Source organism: Pedobacter sp. AK013 (genome assembly GCF_014205835.1).
Taxonomy (GTDB): Bacteria; Bacteroidota; Bacteroidia; order Sphingobacteriales; family Sphingobacteriaceae; genus Pedobacter.
In genome coordinates, this window is sequence record NZ_JACHCQ010000030.1 from 12,898 (window position 1) to 31,317 (window position 18,420).

Consider the following 18,420-nt stretch of genomic DNA (forward strand, 5'->3'; position numbering starts at 1 on the left):
ATGAGTGACGTACAATTGTTTCTTTTCCATACACCAGGGGCTTGCCTCGGCTCGCCGCCGCCGAAGGGCTCTTTCTTTTTGGCATCAAAAAGAAACAAAAAATGCCGGCTGAAAATTTTTCTTTTGAAGGTAGTTGTGCGGACAGAACAGTGCAGCCCGAAAAATTTGTTAGGCCGGATTTAAGTAGAACGGGGATATAGTGCTATGGCCCAACTGGATGGAAATCCTAAAGTCGTTAAAATGTTGATTAATAATGATTTGAAAGATAACGTCAATGGTGGCGGACTGCAACGAAGTCGAGAACCTGAAGGCTCAGCGAAGCTAAATCTAACTCGAGATAGGTCTCTCCATTCCACTGCGTTCCAGCGGAGATGACGGGACGAAGAATTTAACTACTTCCGTGCTAATCCGTGTTTCTGCGCTTCCGTGGCAACAAAAAAAGCCACAGATTTCTGTGGCTTTAATGTGCTTTAATAGGGGGCAAAATTAGCCCTCCAATTCCATAATTTCGGCAGCTAAACTTTCCCATTTATTTTGGTTATTGTCTAACTCCTGTTTTGCAGCTAAATAACGTTTATTGGCTTCGGCCAGTTTATCGGCTTTAGCGTAAACATGCTCATCAGCCAGTTCTGCTTCTATAGATTTAACGTTCTGCTCTAGCTCTGTAATCAGCTTTTCTGTTTTTTGCAGTTCATCGTTCAGCTTTTTTAACTGGCTAGCTGTATTGGGCGTAACTACTTTTGGCTGTTCCTTTTGTTTTTCTGGCATTTTAACCGGAATAGGTTTAGCCACAGGAATTATCCTTTTGCTGTTCCATTCTTCATATTCTGCATAGGTGCCAGGGTATTCTTTAATTTTTCCACTTTCGATAAACCAGATTTTGTTGGCCACATTATCTAAGAAATACCTATCGTGAGATACGGCAATAAAAGTACCTTCAAATTGCTGCAATGCTTGAATCAGGATGTTTACCGATTGGATATCCAAGTGGTTGGTAGGCTCATCCAGGATCAAGAAATTTGAATCTGTTGTTAAAGATTTAGCCAGGGCCACACGTGATTTTTCTCCTCCCGAAAGCACTTTGATCTTTTTGAAAACATCATCACCGGTAAAAAGGAAGCAACCTAAAATACTCCTTAATTCCGTGTCGCTATGTTTTGGTGCAAATGCCTGTAATTCTTCTAAAATTGAGTTTTCTAAATGCAGTGATTCCAATTGGTGCTGCGCAAAGAAAGTGGTGGTAACATTATGACCAGTTTCGCAGAAACCTTCAAATTTTTCGGCTCCGGCAATCATTCTCAATAAAGTAGATTTACCTTTACCATTTGCCCCGATCAAGGCAATTTTATCGCCTTTTTCGATCACAGCCTCGGCATCATCCAAAATATGCACATTTGGATAACTCTTATTGGCATGTTCTATACGCACCACATGCCTGCCTGATGGTTTAGAGAATTTGAAAGCAAAATTTACAGTTGGGTTATCATCATCAACATCATCAATCCGTTCCATCTTGTCTAAAGCTTTCATCCGCGATTGGGCCATTTTAGCCTTGCTCGCCTTCGCTTTAAAACGCTCAATTAAACGTTCTTCCTGCTTAATTTTGGCTTGTTGGTTTTTAAATTCACCCTTTTGGATTTCGCCACGTAAAGCTTTTTCTTCAACATAGAAGCTATAGTTACCTGCATATACGGTTAACTTGCCCTTGCGCGATTCTACCGTACGGTTTACAATTTTATCTAAGAAATACCTATCATGAGATACAATTACAATGGCACCTTCAAAACTCATTAAATAGTTTTCTAACCATTTAATGGAAGGTAAATCCATGTGGTTGGTCGGCTCATCCAGTAATAAGATATCTGGTGTTTGTAATAAAATCTTCGCCAGCATTACACGCATCCGCCAACCCCCTGAGAAGGTATTTAACGGGCGCAGTTGGTCTGCTGTACTGAAACCTAAACCAGCTAAAATTTCGTTTGCTCTATATTCGATGTTATAGCCATCTAAAGCTTCAAATTCTTGCTGTTTATCACTTAATTTGAATAAAACCTCTTCGCTATAATCTGTTTCGATTTTTTTTAGCAGCTCTTCAATCTCATCGTGCAATTGGTTTTGGCGTTCGAAAGCCTCCATGGCCACATGCAAAATGCTATGGTGCGAATCGTAAGAAAGTAAATCCTGGTTTAAGTAACCGATTTTAAGGTCTTTTGACATGGAAACGGTACCCGAAGTTGGGGCATACTCTCCTACAATTATCTTTAAAAGTGTTGATTTTCCTGTTCCGTTGGCGCCAATTAAACCAGCTCTGTCACCAGGTTTAATGTGCCAGTTTGCGTCATCGTATAAGGCCCTTGAGCCAATCAGGAAAGTTAAATTATTTATTGAAATCATTTCGGCTGCAAAAGTACGAAATTTAAAGGCTTTTTTTAGGTCGAAAATCAAATAGGATAAGCCAGTGGTTTTGCTTTAGCTTTTTGGAAAAGCAATACTGCAACCTTTTAATGCTTATCTTTTATTAATGGAGCTATTTATTTTCTCCTGTTTCTTCCAGTTTACCTTCTTTATTCCTTTTCAGTTTCACAATTGGTTTTTCCTGTGTACCTGTTATGCTCAGCGGGATGCCAAATAAACCAAATGGAGGGAGGCCTAAGCGGCCGCTTAAGTTTAACCTGCCATCGAAGCTTACCTGACCTTCGAAACGTGGCCTGAAACCCGCTACTTTCATTTTGGTTTGTTCGATGGTAATGATATTGTTTTTAATGGTCGATTTTATTTGAACATCGGATAAATCTGGATTGGTTAAACTGTCTCTTTTTGTTGCTTTACTCACAGCGTTCATCATTTTGAAGCCCATTAAGCTTACTTTTTTCAAGCTAAGTATACCTCCTCCTTTCAGCGATGGATATACCGGAAACATTTCAGCATTCAATTTACCTGAGAGTTGATAATCTAAACCAACAACACCTTTTACTTTTGATGCCGAGCTGGCCATTTCTCTAAATAGTTTAATTTCTTTGTAAGCGCGTGCAATATCAAATTCTTTAGCAGTAAGATGGAAATCGAATAAGCCAGTTTTGGTACTGGTGCTCTTGTAATTCGCATCCATAGCTACCTGTGCACCCGCAATATTGAAACCGGTTTGTTGTAAGGTTAAAGCCCCATTGTTGATGCGCATGGTGCCTTTCGCGTTTTTGATATGGAGGCCATTATATTTTACTTCGGCAGCATTGGCCGAAAAAATAACGTTCAGGTTATCGGGAATTAAGATTACACCACTTGAAGGGGCTGAAGTTGCTGTGCCACCATCTGCATAAACCATAAATTCGTCAGCCAAAATTTGCTTACTGCTAAGTTTAAAATTCCCTTCCAGTTTAGCTTTATCATTTAAAGCATAATTAATTACATTGTTCAGACTTCCGTTCAGTTTAAAGTCAGACTGCCCATAGGTGGCGTTAAATTCATCAAAATTCATCTTGTCCTGACGGAAAGAAAATACACCGTTTTTGATTAAAAAGCTTTTGGGGAATAAATCAGACCGGATATTAAGGTTTTTAATACTAATGGTGCCATTGTTTTGCAGTTTGTTATATCTGCCAGCCAATGCATCGCTCTGTGCACCTTTAAATAAAACATCTGCTAAGATAACTCCATTAACCTGGTAGCCTTTTACTGCAAACAGTTTATACATTTTACCAATATCTATTGTGCCCTTTGATGAAACACTATAAGCAATATTTTCGAAATTATGCACATCGGCCTTCAGCATAAAAGGCTGCCCCGCCATTTGGAATGAAATGGGTTTAATATTCAGTTTAGTGTTTTTTAAAGTCCCGTTGTTGTTAATCAGGTCGGCATCAATTTTAATCTGCTCTAAAGGTTGATCGAAATTTGGAGTTTTAATCCTGCCGTTATTTAGCTTAATGCTGGCAGTGGTAACTGGGAAAAGTTTTTTTATTTTATTGTAGGGACCTTTACTTTGCAGGTCGATATTCATGATGCCGCTTAACTCGTAACCTTTAACCGGATAAATGTTTTTGATATCGGCAAAGTTAATCAACGATTTCAACTGAATATCTAGCGGCATATTCTCTGCCGTTTGAATTTTGGCAAAGCCCCTGATGTAGTTATTCAACGCCTGGATATCGATATTTTCGATAGCCAGTTTAGTGCTTTTATAATCGCCATCGGTATTGGAACCGTTAATGTTAAAGTTAATTTTATCAATAGCGGCAGGTAGGGCAGGGTACTTAAAATAACCATCCGCCAGACTAGCTTTTAACGAAAATTTAGGGACAGTGGCAATAACAGTATCTACCTGCCTAATGCCCGAGTATTGTACCTTTTTGGTGTATTTGCCATGGGCCTTGAGGTTAATGTTTAAGCGGCCTTTCAGTTTCAGATTGTCCATATTTACCACTTTGGCCCATTTGGCTAAATCGATATTGGAACGGGTATCGGTGTAAATTTCGGGTGCCGATAAACCTTTTATTTTGGTAACAGAGGCTACATAGTCTTTTCCGATGTTGAAGTAAAGGCTGTCCATATTAATCAGTAGACTATCCTTATTCAAGCCCGGAAGTTTTGTTTTTAAGTTTAAAAACAGGTTGCTGATCGGCTCTGGAGCGTTTGGATTAGAAATTGATCCATCCCTTACTTTCATGTTAAAGGAGAGTGTAGGCATACTGTGTGTGGCAGCAATGTATTTTCCTATTAACGAAGCATCAATCTCTGCATAACCTTTTACCTTTGTTTTTTCCAGTTTATCAGCAATTTCTGAAGGTAGCGCAGTAAAAATATTCTGTAGATCTGTCTCTTTTGCCTTGGTTCTGAAATCGATATCGTAACCATCCTTTAAAAAGGAAAAATGCCCTACAAAACGGATTGGGAGCGAATTGATCTTTAAATTGTTCTCATCGAAAATTAGATTAAGTGAGTTGGTATTTACTTTTGTGATCAGATTGGCATTTATTTTTTTCTTGATTAAATAGGGTGTATTGGCATAATAAACATCCATTTCATTGATAGAAAGATTGCTTTTTAAGTCAAATATTGCGTTGCTGAGGTCGCCTTTTCCGCTATAGTTAAGCCCCTTGGTCCTGATGAGCATAGGAATTGAATGGTCGCTATAAGTAAGGTTGCTGTTGTTGATGAAAATCCCTTCAATCTTTATGGCAGTATTACTTTTGCTTGTATTCTGCGTATTTTCCTTTTTGCTTTCGTAAACATTATAATTTGCATGACCTTTTTCATCGCTAAGGATATTAATGCGGGCATCGTCTAAGTAGAACTGATCAATTTTAACCTGTTTAGAGAATAAAGAGAGCAGGTTTATGCCCAACGCTAATTTTTTGGTATAAATAAGCGTATCCTGTTGAAAAGGAGCCGAGCCTTTTAGTAAAAACTCGTTTAAATTTAAAGTTAGTGAAGGGAAATGATTGAAAAAGGAAATGTTGGTGCTTTCAAACTTTACTTCGCCTTTTATGTTTTTATTAATAAGCTGTGTAATTTCCTTGGTAATGGTCTGCGGAATTACATATGGAATAACAATTAGGAGGGCTATTAAGGAAACGATCGTAATCGCGGATATTTTTAAGAACTTTTTCAATATTTTAGTTTAAGTGCAGAATTTGGCGCAAAGATAATCTTTAGATGAATTAGGAATAAAAATTTAACATTTTTGTATTATAAAACATATTTATATCTTTGTTCTGTAATTAAAATTGTTACAGTATGAATAATAGTCATTTTTCCATTTCGCTTCACATTCTTACACTCCTCGATCAGGTGAAAGGGCAGCTATTGAATTCAGAATATATTGCTGGAAGTATTAACTGCAATCCTGTTCTGGTGAGAAAGGAATTGGCCAACCTGCATAAGCATGGTTTTGTACAAAGTAAGGAAGGAAAGGGGGGCGGCTCTACATTGGCGAAAAACGCTGCCGATATTAATTTGGGCGATGTATATAGGGCCGTTAAACAAAAAAGCCTTTTAGGCGAAAGTAGAAATGAGCCTAATCCTGATTGTCCTGTAGGGAAACAGATCACTAAACACTTAACTGATTTATATCATGAAGCCGAAGCCGCTTTGGTTAAAAATCTATCATCCAAAACATTGAAAGATTTTAGCGCAGGTTTTAAATAAAAAAATTTAAATATAACTGTAATTAAAAATATTACAATTTAAACAAATAAATACATTTAAAAATTAAATAACATGAAAGTAGCATTAATAGGAGCCTCTGGATTTGTAGGCAAAGCCATTTTAAACGAATTAGTAAGTCGTGGAAATGAAGTCATCGCCATTGCGCGCGATATCACTAAAATTGAAAATAACAGTGATCGGGTAGCTGTAGATGTTTTAGATACTGAAAAATTAGCAGCGGCTTTAGCAGGTGCCGATGCCGTAGTAAGCGCTTTTAATGCAGGTTGGACCAACCCAAATTTATATAACGATACAGTAGTGGGAGCAAAAGCCATTCAGGCTGCGGTAAAAGCATCGGGCGTTAAACGTTATATTTTTATTGGTGGAGCAGGTACTTTGCAGATTGATGGTCACCAAATTGTAGATGGACCGAACTTCCCTGCCGAATACAAGCCAGGTGCAACTGCAGTAAGAGATTATTTTAATACGCTAAAACAAGAGAAGGAACTAGACTGGTTGTTTTTTAGTCCGGCTATTGAGATGCATCAAGGCATCACCACTGGCCGTACCGGGAAATACCGTTTGGGCAAAACAAGTCCGGTTTTTAACGAAGAAGGCCGTTCTATTTTATCAGTTGAGGATTTAGCGATTGTAATTGCCGATGAGCTGGAAAATAACGTACATCATCAGGAGCAGTTTACAGCGGCTTATTAGGGAAGTAGAATGGAGCAGTTAGATGCTCATTAGTGCATTGGCCATCGGTCGGTAGTAACTGATAACTGATAACTGCTCCATTTTCCTTTTTCCTATTAAGTTCTTATCTTCGTGGCATGTATCGCATTATTAAACCAATATTCTTCAAATTTGACCCTGAGAACGTACATTATTTTGTAGTAAAGCGGTTAAAGTGGTTTAATGATAAGTTTCCGCTGGGTAAAACCATTATCCGTAGCAGCTTTGATGTGCATATTAAAGGTTTAGAACGTGAGGTTTTTGGTGTAAAATTCAGAAATCCTGTTGGTTTGGCCGCCGGATTTGATAAAAACGGTGAATATGTAGAGCCACTTAGTAATTTAGGCTTCGGCTTTATTGAAGTGGGTACGGTAACGCCAATGCCACAGCCGGGAAATGATAAACCCCGGATGTTCCGCTTACCTAATGACGAAGCCTTAATCAACCGAATGGGCTTTAACAATAAAGGGGTGGATGTAATGGCCGAACGTTTGCGCCTGTTAAAAGATAAACATCCAGATATTGTGGTGGGTGGAAATATCGGTAAAAACAAGGCTACGCCAAATGAAGATGCAGTACGCGACTATATTAAATGTTTTGACCGTCTTTTTGATGTGGTAGATTATTTTGTGGTAAATGTAAGTTCCCCAAATACGCCAGGCTTACGCGAGCTACAAGAAAAAGAACCCCTAAAGAAAATTCTGAATACCTTGCAGCAGCGCAATCTTAAAAATGATATTTCACGGCCGATTTTGTTAAAAATTGCCCCTGATTTAACTGATGCGCAATTAGATGATATTATTGAAATTGTGGCAGAAACAAAAATTGCAGGCATTATTGCTACCAATACTACCATCAGCAGGGAAAACCTGGCTGCAGAGCAGAATTTAAAGGCAGAAACCGGTGGATTGAGCGGAAAACCTGTAAAAGAACGTTCAACCGAGGTAATCCGTTATCTTTCAGAAAAATCAAATAAAGCTTTCCCGATCATTGGGGTAGGAGGTATTCATTCGGCTAAAGATGCACAAGAGAAACTGGATGCTGGCGCCAGTCTGGTTCAGTTGTATACGGGTTTTATTTACGAAGGACCAGGCTTGATCAAAAATATCTGCAAAGCATTAGTTAACGTTAAAGAATTAAGCTAAGGCGCTTGCAAGCATAATCTTAAGATTCAATACAGCCTTAAGGAAGCCATTATTTTTGTCTGCTTACCATTTCATTAATCCATATTGGTGCAAATGGAGAAGTACAGCCTTTAGAAACGGGATAATTGCGGTAAATGCCAAGTTTTTCGCCGATGGCCAGGGCGCTTTCCCTATAATCAGGATGGTTAATGCCAATCTGGGCCAATGCAGTGTTCATTGTCCATTGAATTTCTGGTGCTGCTTTAGGCATTTCTTTTTCAATCCGATCAAGTATTGCCGGGATGTCTATTCCTTCAGGTGCTCTGGTTATACGTCCGCTGGTTAAGCTCCAGCCTGCGCGGGCCAGCATGATATTTTCCGAATTCATCCACTTTTCCCGGAATTGTTCATTATCAGGGTATTCTTTAACGATGTAATTGTAAAACCAATCAGCAGCCCAGGTAAAATTTTCTGAAGCTACCATGTTTTCAATCTGTGCTGCAGATAGTGCTTTTGGTTTAAGGATTAAGATAGCTAGCAGTCGGGCATCTATATTTTCGGTTTCCCAAAGTTGAAGTGCAAGTTCATGATCGGTTTTGATCTTTTTGGCTATCGCCCTGATGTCGCCCATTTTAACACCAAAAATGTTTGCTCTTGCACCATTTTTAATGTGCATGGCACGGACTTTCTCTTCGCCGAGCGATTCTAGTTTTGAAAGGGTTTCTGTAAGATTCATGGTTTATACCGTTCACTGTTTTCAAATTTAAAGATTATCCGGATTTTTTCGGCCATAAAAAAAGCATCCTTTGATCAGAAGGATGCTTTAAATCTTTAAGAAGAATTTCTAAAAACTATTTTGCCAAAGTAGCTAAAACAGCATTGTTTTTAGCTAATTGATCGTTTTTCGGTTGTGCAGAGCGGCTTCCCAACTCGATGTTAGTTGCTCTCTTTAAAAATGCTACCTCTTGGTGAGCTGTATTTTTATTTCTTCTGTCTTTTCTTTTTAATCTGGTAACTGCCATGGTAATAACCTTTTAATTATTTTATTTGTACAAATGGAGGTCGAGAGCGGATTCGAACCGCTGTAGAAGGTTTTGCAGACCTCTGCCTAGCCACTCGGCCACTCGACCCTTAAATTCAAGGCTGCAAAAATAGCAATTATTAGTTAGCCCGCAAATAATATCTCAATTTAATTTCGAACTCGCACTAACTCAGCACAAAAGATTGCGGCACTTACGGCCACGTTTAACGATTCGGCTTCCCCAATTCTCGGAATGGTTACCGGTTTATTTATTTTTTTGATTACTTCTGCCGATATTCCCTTCCCTTCATTCCCTAAAATCACTAATCCTTCAGCTCCCCATTGCGTTTTGTAAATCGATTCGCCATCTAACAAGGCTCCAAATACAGGGATGGTATTTTTTTCTAATAACGCTGGTAAATCTGTTTCATAAATATTTACCCGTGCTAAAGAGCCCATTGTGGCCTGTACGGTTTTTGGATTGAATACTTCTACACAGTCGGTAGAGCAAATAATGTTTTTAAAACCAAACCAATCTGCTGTTCTAATGATGGTGCCCATATTACCAGGATCCTGAACGCCATCTAAAACCAAAGTGAACTGATTTTTTAGCTCTTTTAAAGTTAATTCTTTATTTTTTGGGATATGAATGAGCGCTAAAAAGCCTTGTGGTGTTTGTAGCGTACTAATCTTGTCTAATTCAGCGTTCTTTACTTCAAATAAGTTTATATTTGCAGGCAATTTGGGTAACAAATTGTATTGTTCGCTGTTGTAAAATATAGTATGGATCTGGTAGCTTGATTGGAAAAATTCTTTTATGGATTTTATACCTTCAACAATAAATAAACCATGTTCTTTACGGTATTTTTTTTGATGTAACGATTTTATAAAACTAATCTGTGATTTTGAAAGCATACCAAAACTCAATAAATATTAAACTGAAAAGCACTGCAATATTACTATTTATTATTGTTTTAATTCAGGCCTGCTCATCAACCAAGTATATTCCAGACTATCAATCGATAGTGAAAAAGGTAACTATTGATAGTATAGATGCTAAATTTGAAGAACAGGCTTATAATTATGTTCAGAAAGATATCAGGCCGGCTTCTAAATTGAGTATTCAGGTGCCATTATATAATTTGTTCAATACCAAAGATGGCAGGTATAAAACCAGCGATATTAAGCCGTTTGGTACGCCACCGGCCATTTTAGATAGCACACTGGTCGAAATTTCCAGAACACAGATACAGAAGTTTTTAAAAAGTAAGGGTTACCGCCAGGCCGAAGTAACTTCTGCCATAAAGATTGCAGATAAAAAGGCCGAAATTGTATTTAGTGCAAAACCTGGGCCCGCTTATTTTATTGAGAAACTTTCAGAATCGATACCAAATGTAAATATTAAAAACCTTTACGAATCGAATAAGGCTAAAATAACCCATTTACATAAAGGAATGCAGTACGATGAAGACTCATTAACGTATGAAAGGGAGCAGATTTACCGCATTATGAAAGAAAACGGATATTTTTATTTCTTAAGGCCATATGTAAATTTCGACGTTTATGGTGCAGAACCTACTTCTAAAACCAATAAAATTGATCTTAACCTAAATGTAACCGACCCTAACGATGGCGAACATAAGCAGTTCAATATTGGATATACCCATATGATTATTGCGCCTAACCCTGATGGTTTTCCTGATTCGGTGCGTTATAAGCTCAGTAAAGACACGGTTAATGGCGTCATATTCACCGATTTTTCCAAACGTTACCGCCGAAACCCAATTCTAAGATATGATTTTCTGAAGCAAGGCGAACTTTATGATATCCGGAATGAAAACCTCACTTACGATCGATTATATGAACTCAATATTTTTAAGAATGTAAAGATCGATTACTTTAGAAGAGACAGTACCTCAAATAAAATAAATGCGGTAATACAGCTTATTCCGCAAAAGGTAATGACTAACCGCGTGGAAGGAGAGGTGCCGTTTAATGGGGGTACAGTAGGGTTTACTATCGGAAATACCTATACCAACAACAATATTTTCAGAGGAGCAGAACGATTTGAACTTCAGGTAAAAGGTGGTTTGCAATCAAGAATAGGCAATGGGGCTAAACCTTTTAGTGATATTTATCAGCGCGATTTTTCAATCAGTACAAGCATTACAGTACCTAGGTTGATGATTCCTTTCTACAATCCGGTTTTGGGGGGGAATGGAATGCCGCATACTACTTTTTCAAGCAGTTATATTTATGCTTTGCAGAAAGATGTATCAGTAAGAAGGATTTTTATCAATTCCATTACTTACGATTGGTTTGAAACCAAATCTAAGCTACACTCCTTTACACCATTGAATTTCGAATACCGTTTTGGTAATTTAGATCCTAATGTTGATGCTCAAACCGTATTGAATAACCTTTATTACTCCACATTATTAGGTCGTAAAGATTTAACCCTGGGGATGAAATATACTTATACTTTAAATGCAAATAAGCTAAATGAATACCGATCTTTTGTTTACTTAAGGGCGGGAATGGATATTGCGGGTAATATGTTGCAGGGCATCTCTAAATTAACAGGTGCCAAAAAAGATACTATAAACAATGCAGCAAAGATATTGGGTTTACCTTTTAACCAATATATGCGCCCCGAGGTTGATATCAGATGGTACAAACACTTAGGTGGGGAGCGGCAGTTTGTTGCGCGTTTAAACGCAGGTGTGGCCTACGCCTATGGAAATTCGGTAGTAACGGGTATACCTTTCGAGAAGCAATTTTTTGCTGGGGGATCAAGCGGCGTAAGAGCCTGGCAGGCCAGAACCATTGGGCCTGGCAATTATGATAGGGGGCTTTTAAGGAGCGATACCCTGAGGAAAGCATTTTACGGACTTGATCAGCTTGGAACCATGCGTATCGAAACCAACTTCGAATACCGTTTTACAGTAGCCAAAAAGTTTTTTGGGGCAACATTGAAAGGAGCCGCCTTTGTTGATGCTGGTAATGTATGGAATCTCCGTAAAGGCGAATCAATTCTGCTTGCCACTCCTACACTTGATGAGCAAACCGTGTTTAAGTTAAACAGATTTGTACAACAGCTGGCTATTGGTACGGGTGTAGGCCTTAGATATGACGTACAATACTTTGTATTTCGGTTCGATGTGGGTTTAAAGCTTAAAGACCCTCAGTTTACAGGCTCAAATCAATGGGTTATCGGTAAGTTTTTATCAGGGGCAAGAGATTTTAAAAATAGTTATAACGCCACACATGGACCTGATACCTATCGCTTCCTTCAATATAACTTTGGCATAGGTATGCCATTTTAATTAACCAAAAAGACTTAAAACTTTAGGCTTTGTACCGGGATCTTTAAAATGGAATTCTTTAAAGGGCTGCCATCTTTTATCCGTATGCTTGTAAACGGAAAAGGATGAAACCTGAAACTCCCGCTTAAATTTCCTGTCTTTAAATTCAGCAGAAATCTGTTTGAAAACGGGCGGTTTTACATCCCGGAACGCCAAGGTTAAATGTGGATTGAATTTTTCTTTTTTTTCTATCAATTTCAAAGGTTGTAATGCTTTGGTTATCTGTTTTTCTAGGCGCATTAGTCCCTCATTTTGTTCAACATCAAGATAAAAGGTATGCTCTGGAAATGAATTAAAATTTCTGAGCACCTGTGTAAAGGGCAGACTGAAAGATGCATCTGCTAAAGCTTTAAAAAAACTTTTTTCTATATCGAATGCAGCTAGTTTTACTGGAGGGTATAGGGTGATGTGCGCCGGGCGTTTTAATGATTCGTACACCTTAAATTTATCCGAAATGTATGTTCTGATCTCGTCTATATCTTCTACAATAGAAATAGGAGGCACTAAGCACACTAAAAATAGATTTTCCATAAAGTAAATTTACTAAAAATATTAGTAATTTAAAAATGAATTATAGGAATTGTTGATGTTGCTGTCAGTTGAAGCCCAGATTTCCTTTTTGGAAAGCAGTTGCAGAAGCTATTAGCTGGCAGCTGTCCCGCTCCCGCTTCTGCCAATGAAATATCGGCATCTCGCTTTGATCGAGTTTAAGGGGGTAGACAGTACTGTTATCAGTGATGAAATAAACCGACCGCTGTGGTTCGCGTCTACACGAAACAATTTATTTTTGCCACGGAGGCTCGGAAAATACAGAGAAATTTGTTAATTAACTATATTAAAGATTTCTCCACTGCGGTCGAAATGACGGACCTATGTAAAATAAACCCGACCGACAGTGTTACCCCGATTTAAATGTAATTTGACTTATTGAATATTTATCGGGGTTAAGCAAAGGGCGGGACTGGTATAACCGAAGCACCACAGGAATTGCTTTTCTAAAAAAAAAATAATAAAATGCTGTCATTGCGCGGAACGAAGTATCTTAAAGCAATCGCCAGGATTTTCTTATTTATGTTGCGAAGCGCAATCCATTGTAGTAAGATTGCTTGGTTGTCCCTCTTCGTAATAACGATTTTAATTAGGAAAATCAGACAAGGTTTTTCAAGCCATCAAAAATACTTTCGAAAAATGTAGATAGGTTTAAGCCATTGCTGTGATTAAAATATACAAATACCAGAAAAACAATTACCACAAATATGATCAGTTTTCGGAAGGCAAAAGCAATAATAATCAGTATGATCGGAATGATGAAAAGCCATAAACTATTTATTGCATATGGGCTTAAATCGGTATCTTTTTTGTACACATACACGAGTTTGCTATGGGTACCAGAGTCGTTTTGATGTTTAATATAAACGAAGGTAGATTTATCTATCGGTAGAGGTAGCACGGCTATACCATCATTAAACTTTAGTACCTGTGTAAAACCACTTACACTAAAGGTATAAGTTCCATTTATATTCTCGTTAGGATTGTTTAGCGAATCGGCTGCAATAATGGCCAGTTTATTGTTTTTAAGCAAATTCTCTTTTACCAGAAAATTATTGATTGCTGCGGTTTGTGCAGTGCTGAATAGCCCGATTAAACACAGCGAAAGCAAGAGTAAGATTCTTTTCATTCGATAGAACGTTTATTGTAAATTAAATAACCGATATGCAATAATACACCATTTCTTTTAACAGCATCATTATATAAATTATAGCTCAGGCTAACAGGCCCTAGAGGTGAGTGATAAACCAGACCAGCGGTACCTGCATAACGTAACTTGGTAATGGCCTTTGCATAATTTATATCCTGAAAATTATTCAGCTCAAATTCTTTATGGGGTAAAAATAAATAACCCTCTAATCTAAAGTCTAGATTTTTTTTGACATTATAAATGTTTTTTATTCCACCAGCGGCATAGGTAGTTGCCCTAAATTTATCGAGAAATAGCGAACGGCTATCTTGCAGGGGATAAAAAGCTGGAGCAGTTAAAAGTGTTGCGTAATAGTTGCTAAATAGGGGCTGGTTAGAAATTACACCTTCAACAATATAACCCAAAGTATATTTTTTAAGGTGTAAAAAATAGTTTTCCTGAGTGAGCTTAATACTGCCCCACTGGTGTAGCCGGCTACTACCCGGAATTTTCACAAAACCTGGGGTGTTGCGGAAAATATTACCCGGATTGTAATTTTCGCGACCTGTAGTGTAATTAAAACTTAACGAAAAACTTTGGCCATTGGTGGCGTATTGTTTTCTGTTCAGCGAGTTTTTTTCGAAGTTTAGCGAGCTTCTGAAACCATTAAATATGGTTTGGTCTAACAAATCGCCTATGGCAAAAGTATTATTCGGGCTGTAACGGTCATTGTTGTTAATGAATGTTGCATGGAGAACAATTTTGGTGTTGTAATTTAAAGGCATTCCCATCATGAGATCAATCTTCCGGTCTGATTGTTCGATGTAAATTGGTCGTGGGTTTTCGATAAATATCTGGCTGGTATTATAGAAATTCCAGTGGTTATAAGTTAACTCGGCGGCGAGAAACAAGGGCAGCCTGGTTGGGTAATCTACCCTGCCATTTACCTGTACGGATTCGTAAAAACGGCCGGAGTAAAAACTGGTTCCAAAAGTATAAGATTTTCTGTTGAGGTAATTGTACTGGGCACCCAAAAACACATTACTGATCGGCCTTGTGGAGATATTACCACCTAATTCGAGTTTAAAGCTCTTTTTTGGCTGTGCCACTACCTCAAAAGTATAACTATCTGTTGCAGCTTGATAAGAAATTTTAGGATACACCGTTTCGAAGGTTTGATCGGCCACGAGCTTATAATACCCACGTTTAATATCTTGCAGGTTAAAAGTAGTTTTATCGCTCTTGAAAAGCCTTTCTACATATTTTTTCTGTTGACTGTTTACACCTGTTACGATAATGTTGCTGAACTTTAGATCTGGTTTTTTTGCATTAAATTTTTCCCTTCTTTCTGCCAGTTCTTTATCGCTCACTCTTTTGCTGATCAAAGCTTTAATTCTTGGCATATCGGCCATTGTTGCATCGTATCCTTTTTTGATCAGCTCTTCTACAGGTGCAAAATTAGTTACACTATAAGTAGTTAAATCGGGTTGGATGTATACGCCGTTTTTACCGATCATGGTAGAGTCTGATTTAGATAGAAACATATATACCAAAAAGCGGTTCATTAAACGATCGTCGATATTTTTAGGATACTCGTTATAAGTTTTAGAAGAAACATTGGCACCTATTACATAATCGGGCTTAAAATCCCTTTCCATTACATCGGCAGGGAAATTATTATAGAGCCCACCGTCAAAAACATACTTTCCGTCTAATTTAATCGGCCGGTAGATAATAGGCACAGTCATGGTTGCCCTTACCGCTTCTGCTAAACTTCCTTTGCTTACTGTGATGCTTTTTTGCGAAAGTACATCTGCAACCATACAGCGATAGGGAACAAAAAGATTGTCGAAATTATCTTTAGAAACGGCAGAAGCTTGCGAAAAAAGCTCAAGGAAAGCAAAGTTTAATGGAATATCATTAATGAGGTTAGAGCGGAAACTAAAATGAAAACCGGTATCAATAGCCACTTTTGCAGTAAGCATAGAGGCATTGGGTGCATTTTTCTGGAAATAATAGGTATAGTCGCTGGTGTATCGCCCGTTTACCCAATTTTGGAAGTCGTTGCTCAGTGCAATTTTTTCTATCTCCGCAGGGCTATAACCTGCAGCATACATGGCACCAACAATGCCGCCCATCGAGGTGCCGGTAATGTAATCGATAGGAATGTGGTTTTCTTCCAAAGCCTTTAATGTGCCAATGTGCGCCAATCCTTTTGCACCGCCGCCACTAAACACAAGACCTACCTTTTGCGCCTGCAATTGGTTACAGCACAGAACGAAGAGTATCAGTAAGGATCTTTTAATAGCTACCACTCCCTAAAAATAGGGTTTTCTTTTAAAATTAGTTCAATATGAAAATGTTGTAGGTTAAAAATGATGCAAAAGTTACCCAAAGAATGTAGGGGATAAATATTAAACCCGCCCATTTGTTTATTTTATAGAATATGGATGCATTGATGATAATGATAACCAACAATAAAATAATTTCGGCAAGGGCAAAACCTACCTCTCGCAGATAAAAGAAAATGAACGACCAGCCTAAATTTAAAATTAACTGGATTAAATAAATGGCAACTGTTCGCGGGAAATGAACAATTTTATCACGTCTAACCCACACCAAATAAGCCGCAATACCAATAAGTATATAAAGTGTAGTCCAAACAGGTGCAAAAAGCCAGTTTGGCGGGTTAAAGGAGGGTTTGTTTAGTGTTGTATACCAGGTTTTAACAGATTGTGCAGTTGCCCATCCGCCTAAAGCACCAACACCCAGAGTAATGGCTATATTAATAACAAAAGCCAGAGGTTTTAATTTCATGCGCTAAATTTGAGTTTAAACAACGGCAAATCTTAAATGTTTTTATTATCTGCCAATACCTGGTACTACTGGCAGGCTTTCAGTGTCGTCATTCCCGATGCTTTGTACCGCAAATAAATAATTGTCTTTACTATAGGGTAATCTTAATTCGGTGGCAGAAGTGAAAAATTTCTTTTCCCAAACTGCGCTGCTGGTTTCGCGCATTAAAACATAATAGCCTTTTACCAGACCATTAGCAGGTGCTTTCCAGTATAAAAAGGTAGTGTTGCTCAGGTTTTTTACATCAACCTTTACTTCGGTAGGGCTTGAGGGTGCTTTGGCCATATTGGCCAAAACAGCAATATTTACACCTGTATTTTTACGTAAATATTCGAAATCCATAAATTCCTGAAGGTCGCCATACCTAACACCTTTCTCCGTTCTAAGGTCCTGGTGCTGGTGATCGAAGTTTTCGTTCATTTCGGTTATGCGCACCGCTGTAAAGCCATTTTCTACGAATGGAGTATGGTCTCCACCACGGAGAAACCTATCGTTTCTGTAAATTAACTTAACTTCTAACTGATCTACATAACGCTCGCCAATTTCTTTAACATACCGGGCCAGCTGACGGCTTTTGCCATCGTTCTCCAAACCAAACTGACGGATACTTTTTGCATTTTTATCCAGATCGAAGCTCGGTAAACCTTCGCTAAATACACGTAGCCTGGTATTATCGATGATCTGTGTTTCGCTGCTGTTGTTACTGCCAATCATATCATTGTTTAACATGGCATCTACATTCCAGTTCTCTTTTTTTGCTTTTGCGGCCATAAAACCAGAGCCCAATAAAGATTGCTCTTCGCCGCTCACGGCTACAAAAATTATGGTTGCAGAGAATTTATATTGACTCATAATCCTTGCAGCCTCAATTACACCAGCAACACCACTGCCATCATCATTGGCGCCGGGTGCATCACTGGTTCTGTTCATTACATCAGTAACCCGGCTATCGAGGTGCCCGCTTACCACATAAACACGTTTGTCGTTTGTATCCGTGCCTTTAAGTATGGCTACAGCGTTACCCAAAAGCGTAGGTTGGTCTACTCTTTTGCCATCAGGCTTAAATGTAATGGTATCCAGGTATGCCGTAAGCCTGCCATCGCTTTGCTTTGCAAATTGATTAAATTTATTCACCACCCAATTTCTGGCTGCTCCAATTCCTTTCGTTTTACTTTTAATATCGCTAAGTGTATTTCTTGTTCCAAAAGAAACCATTTTACTGATATACGATTTGAGTGAATCCTGGTTCACTGCTTTAACCATTTTATCTATATCCTGATTTCGGTTAACAACAACTTGAGCGCGTAGAGATAAACTTATAATAACAAAAAGTAGGGAGGTATAGATTTTTTTCATCTGTTGGTTTTTTCGAAAAATGATGATTTTATTTAAAACGAATATATTGAATGATTCGTTGAATACAGATAGTTAAAATCTAGTGCCATGTAACATTTTGGGCATAAAAAAAGCCCTCTGAAACTAATCAAAGGGCCTAGATTT

14 protein-coding genes and 1 tRNA gene are annotated in these 18,420 nt (G+C 38.2%); 4 read left to right on the forward strand and 11 right to left on the reverse strand.

Features of this window, described 5'->3' with window-relative positions; translation table 11 throughout:
• Window positions 1-486: 486 nt before the first annotated feature.
• Together HDC90_RS18680 and HDC90_RS18685 are read right to left on the reverse strand one after the other, a co-directional pair.
• A complete protein-coding gene (locus HDC90_RS18680) occupies window positions 487-2,394 on the reverse strand; it encodes an ABC-F family ATP-binding cassette domain-containing protein (RefSeq protein WP_184469091.1) in 1,908 nt (635 codons plus the stop codon).
• 133 nt (window positions 2,395-2,527) lie between these two features.
• A complete protein-coding gene (locus HDC90_RS18685) occupies window positions 2,528-5,608 on the reverse strand; it encodes an AsmA family protein (protein WP_184469093.1) in 3,081 nt (1,026 codons plus the stop codon).
• Between the two features lie 125 nt (window positions 5,609-5,733).
• Between HDC90_RS18685 and HDC90_RS18690 the strand changes: the two genes are divergently transcribed.
• The 3 genes from HDC90_RS18690 to HDC90_RS18700 all read left to right on the forward strand — a co-directional run bounded on the left by HDC90_RS18690 (window position 5,734) and on the right by HDC90_RS18700 (window position 8,021).
• Window positions 5,734-6,144 carry an Rrf2 family transcriptional regulator gene (locus tag HDC90_RS18690; RefSeq protein WP_184469095.1) on the forward strand — a complete coding sequence of 137 codons (411 nt, stop codon included), beginning with the start codon at window positions 5,734-5,736 and terminating at the stop codon, window positions 6,142-6,144.
• A gap of 72 nt (window positions 6,145-6,216) precedes the next feature.
• Complete coding sequence (locus HDC90_RS18695) at window positions 6,217-6,858, forward strand: NAD(P)-dependent oxidoreductase (RefSeq protein ID WP_184469097.1); 642 nt, start codon at window positions 6,217-6,219, stop codon at window positions 6,856-6,858.
• Window positions 6,859-6,974: 116 nt separating this feature from the next.
• A complete protein-coding gene (locus HDC90_RS18700) occupies window positions 6,975-8,021 on the forward strand; it encodes a quinone-dependent dihydroorotate dehydrogenase (protein WP_184469099.1) in 1,047 nt (348 codons plus the stop codon).
• 49 nt (window positions 8,022-8,070) lie between these two features.
• On the opposite strand, the gene HDC90_RS18705 is transcribed toward HDC90_RS18700, so the two are convergent.
• The 4 genes from HDC90_RS18705 to HDC90_RS18720 all read right to left on the reverse strand — a co-directional run bounded on the left by HDC90_RS18705 (window position 8,071) and on the right by HDC90_RS18720 (window position 9,936).
• The gene (locus HDC90_RS18705; RefSeq protein WP_184469101.1) at window positions 8,071-8,736 is read right to left on the reverse strand and encodes a DNA alkylation repair protein; all 666 of its coding nucleotides are present in this window, start codon (window positions 8,734-8,736) and stop codon (window positions 8,071-8,073) included.
• Window positions 8,737-8,851: 115 nt separating this feature from the next.
• Window positions 8,852-9,022 carry a hypothetical protein gene (locus tag HDC90_RS18710; RefSeq protein ID WP_057933572.1) on the reverse strand — a complete coding sequence of 57 codons (171 nt, stop codon included), beginning with the start codon at window positions 9,020-9,022 and terminating at the stop codon, window positions 8,852-8,854.
• Between the two features lie 34 nt (window positions 9,023-9,056).
• A tRNA-Cys gene (locus tag HDC90_RS18715) sits at window positions 9,057-9,130 on the reverse strand.
• Between the two features lie 59 nt (window positions 9,131-9,189).
• Window positions 9,190-9,936, reverse strand: coding sequence for an RNA methyltransferase (locus HDC90_RS18720; RefSeq protein WP_184469103.1), 747 nt, complete (start codon window positions 9,934-9,936; stop codon window positions 9,190-9,192).
• Between HDC90_RS18720 and HDC90_RS18725 the strand changes: the two genes are divergently transcribed.
• Window positions 9,921-12,347, forward strand: a complete 2,427-nt coding sequence (locus HDC90_RS18725; RefSeq protein WP_370576650.1) for a BamA/TamA family outer membrane protein — start codon at window positions 9,921-9,923, stop codon at window positions 12,345-12,347. The genes HDC90_RS18720 and HDC90_RS18725 overlap by 16 nt on opposite strands.
• Here the strand turns inward: HDC90_RS18725 and HDC90_RS18730 are convergent, their stop codons facing one another.
• The 5 genes from HDC90_RS18730 to HDC90_RS18750 form a co-directional block, all read right to left on the reverse strand.
• Window positions 12,348-12,917 carry a 2'-5' RNA ligase family protein gene (locus HDC90_RS18730; protein WP_184469107.1) on the reverse strand — a complete coding sequence of 190 codons (570 nt, stop codon included), beginning with the start codon at window positions 12,915-12,917 and terminating at the stop codon, window positions 12,348-12,350. It abuts the gene before it with no gap.
• A 616-nt stretch (window positions 12,918-13,533) separates the two neighbouring features.
• Window positions 13,534-14,064: a hypothetical protein gene (locus HDC90_RS18735; protein ID WP_184469108.1), complete on the reverse strand. Its 531-nt coding sequence runs from the start codon at window positions 14,062-14,064 to the stop codon at window positions 13,534-13,536.
• Complete coding sequence (locus HDC90_RS18740; RefSeq protein ID WP_255497749.1) at window positions 14,061-16,325, reverse strand: patatin-like phospholipase family protein; 2,265 nt, start codon at window positions 16,323-16,325, stop codon at window positions 14,061-14,063. Before HDC90_RS18740 ends, HDC90_RS18735 begins: the two co-directional genes overlap by 4 nt.
• Window positions 16,326-16,407: 82 nt before the next feature.
• Window positions 16,408-16,881, reverse strand: a complete 474-nt coding sequence (locus HDC90_RS18745) for a TspO/MBR family protein (protein WP_184469110.1) — start codon at window positions 16,879-16,881, stop codon at window positions 16,408-16,410.
• A 45-nt stretch (window positions 16,882-16,926) separates the two neighbouring features.
• Complete coding sequence (locus HDC90_RS18750; RefSeq protein ID WP_184469112.1) at window positions 16,927-18,276, reverse strand: M28 family metallopeptidase; 1,350 nt, start codon at window positions 18,274-18,276, stop codon at window positions 16,927-16,929.
• Between the last annotated feature and the right edge of the window lie 144 nt (window positions 18,277-18,420).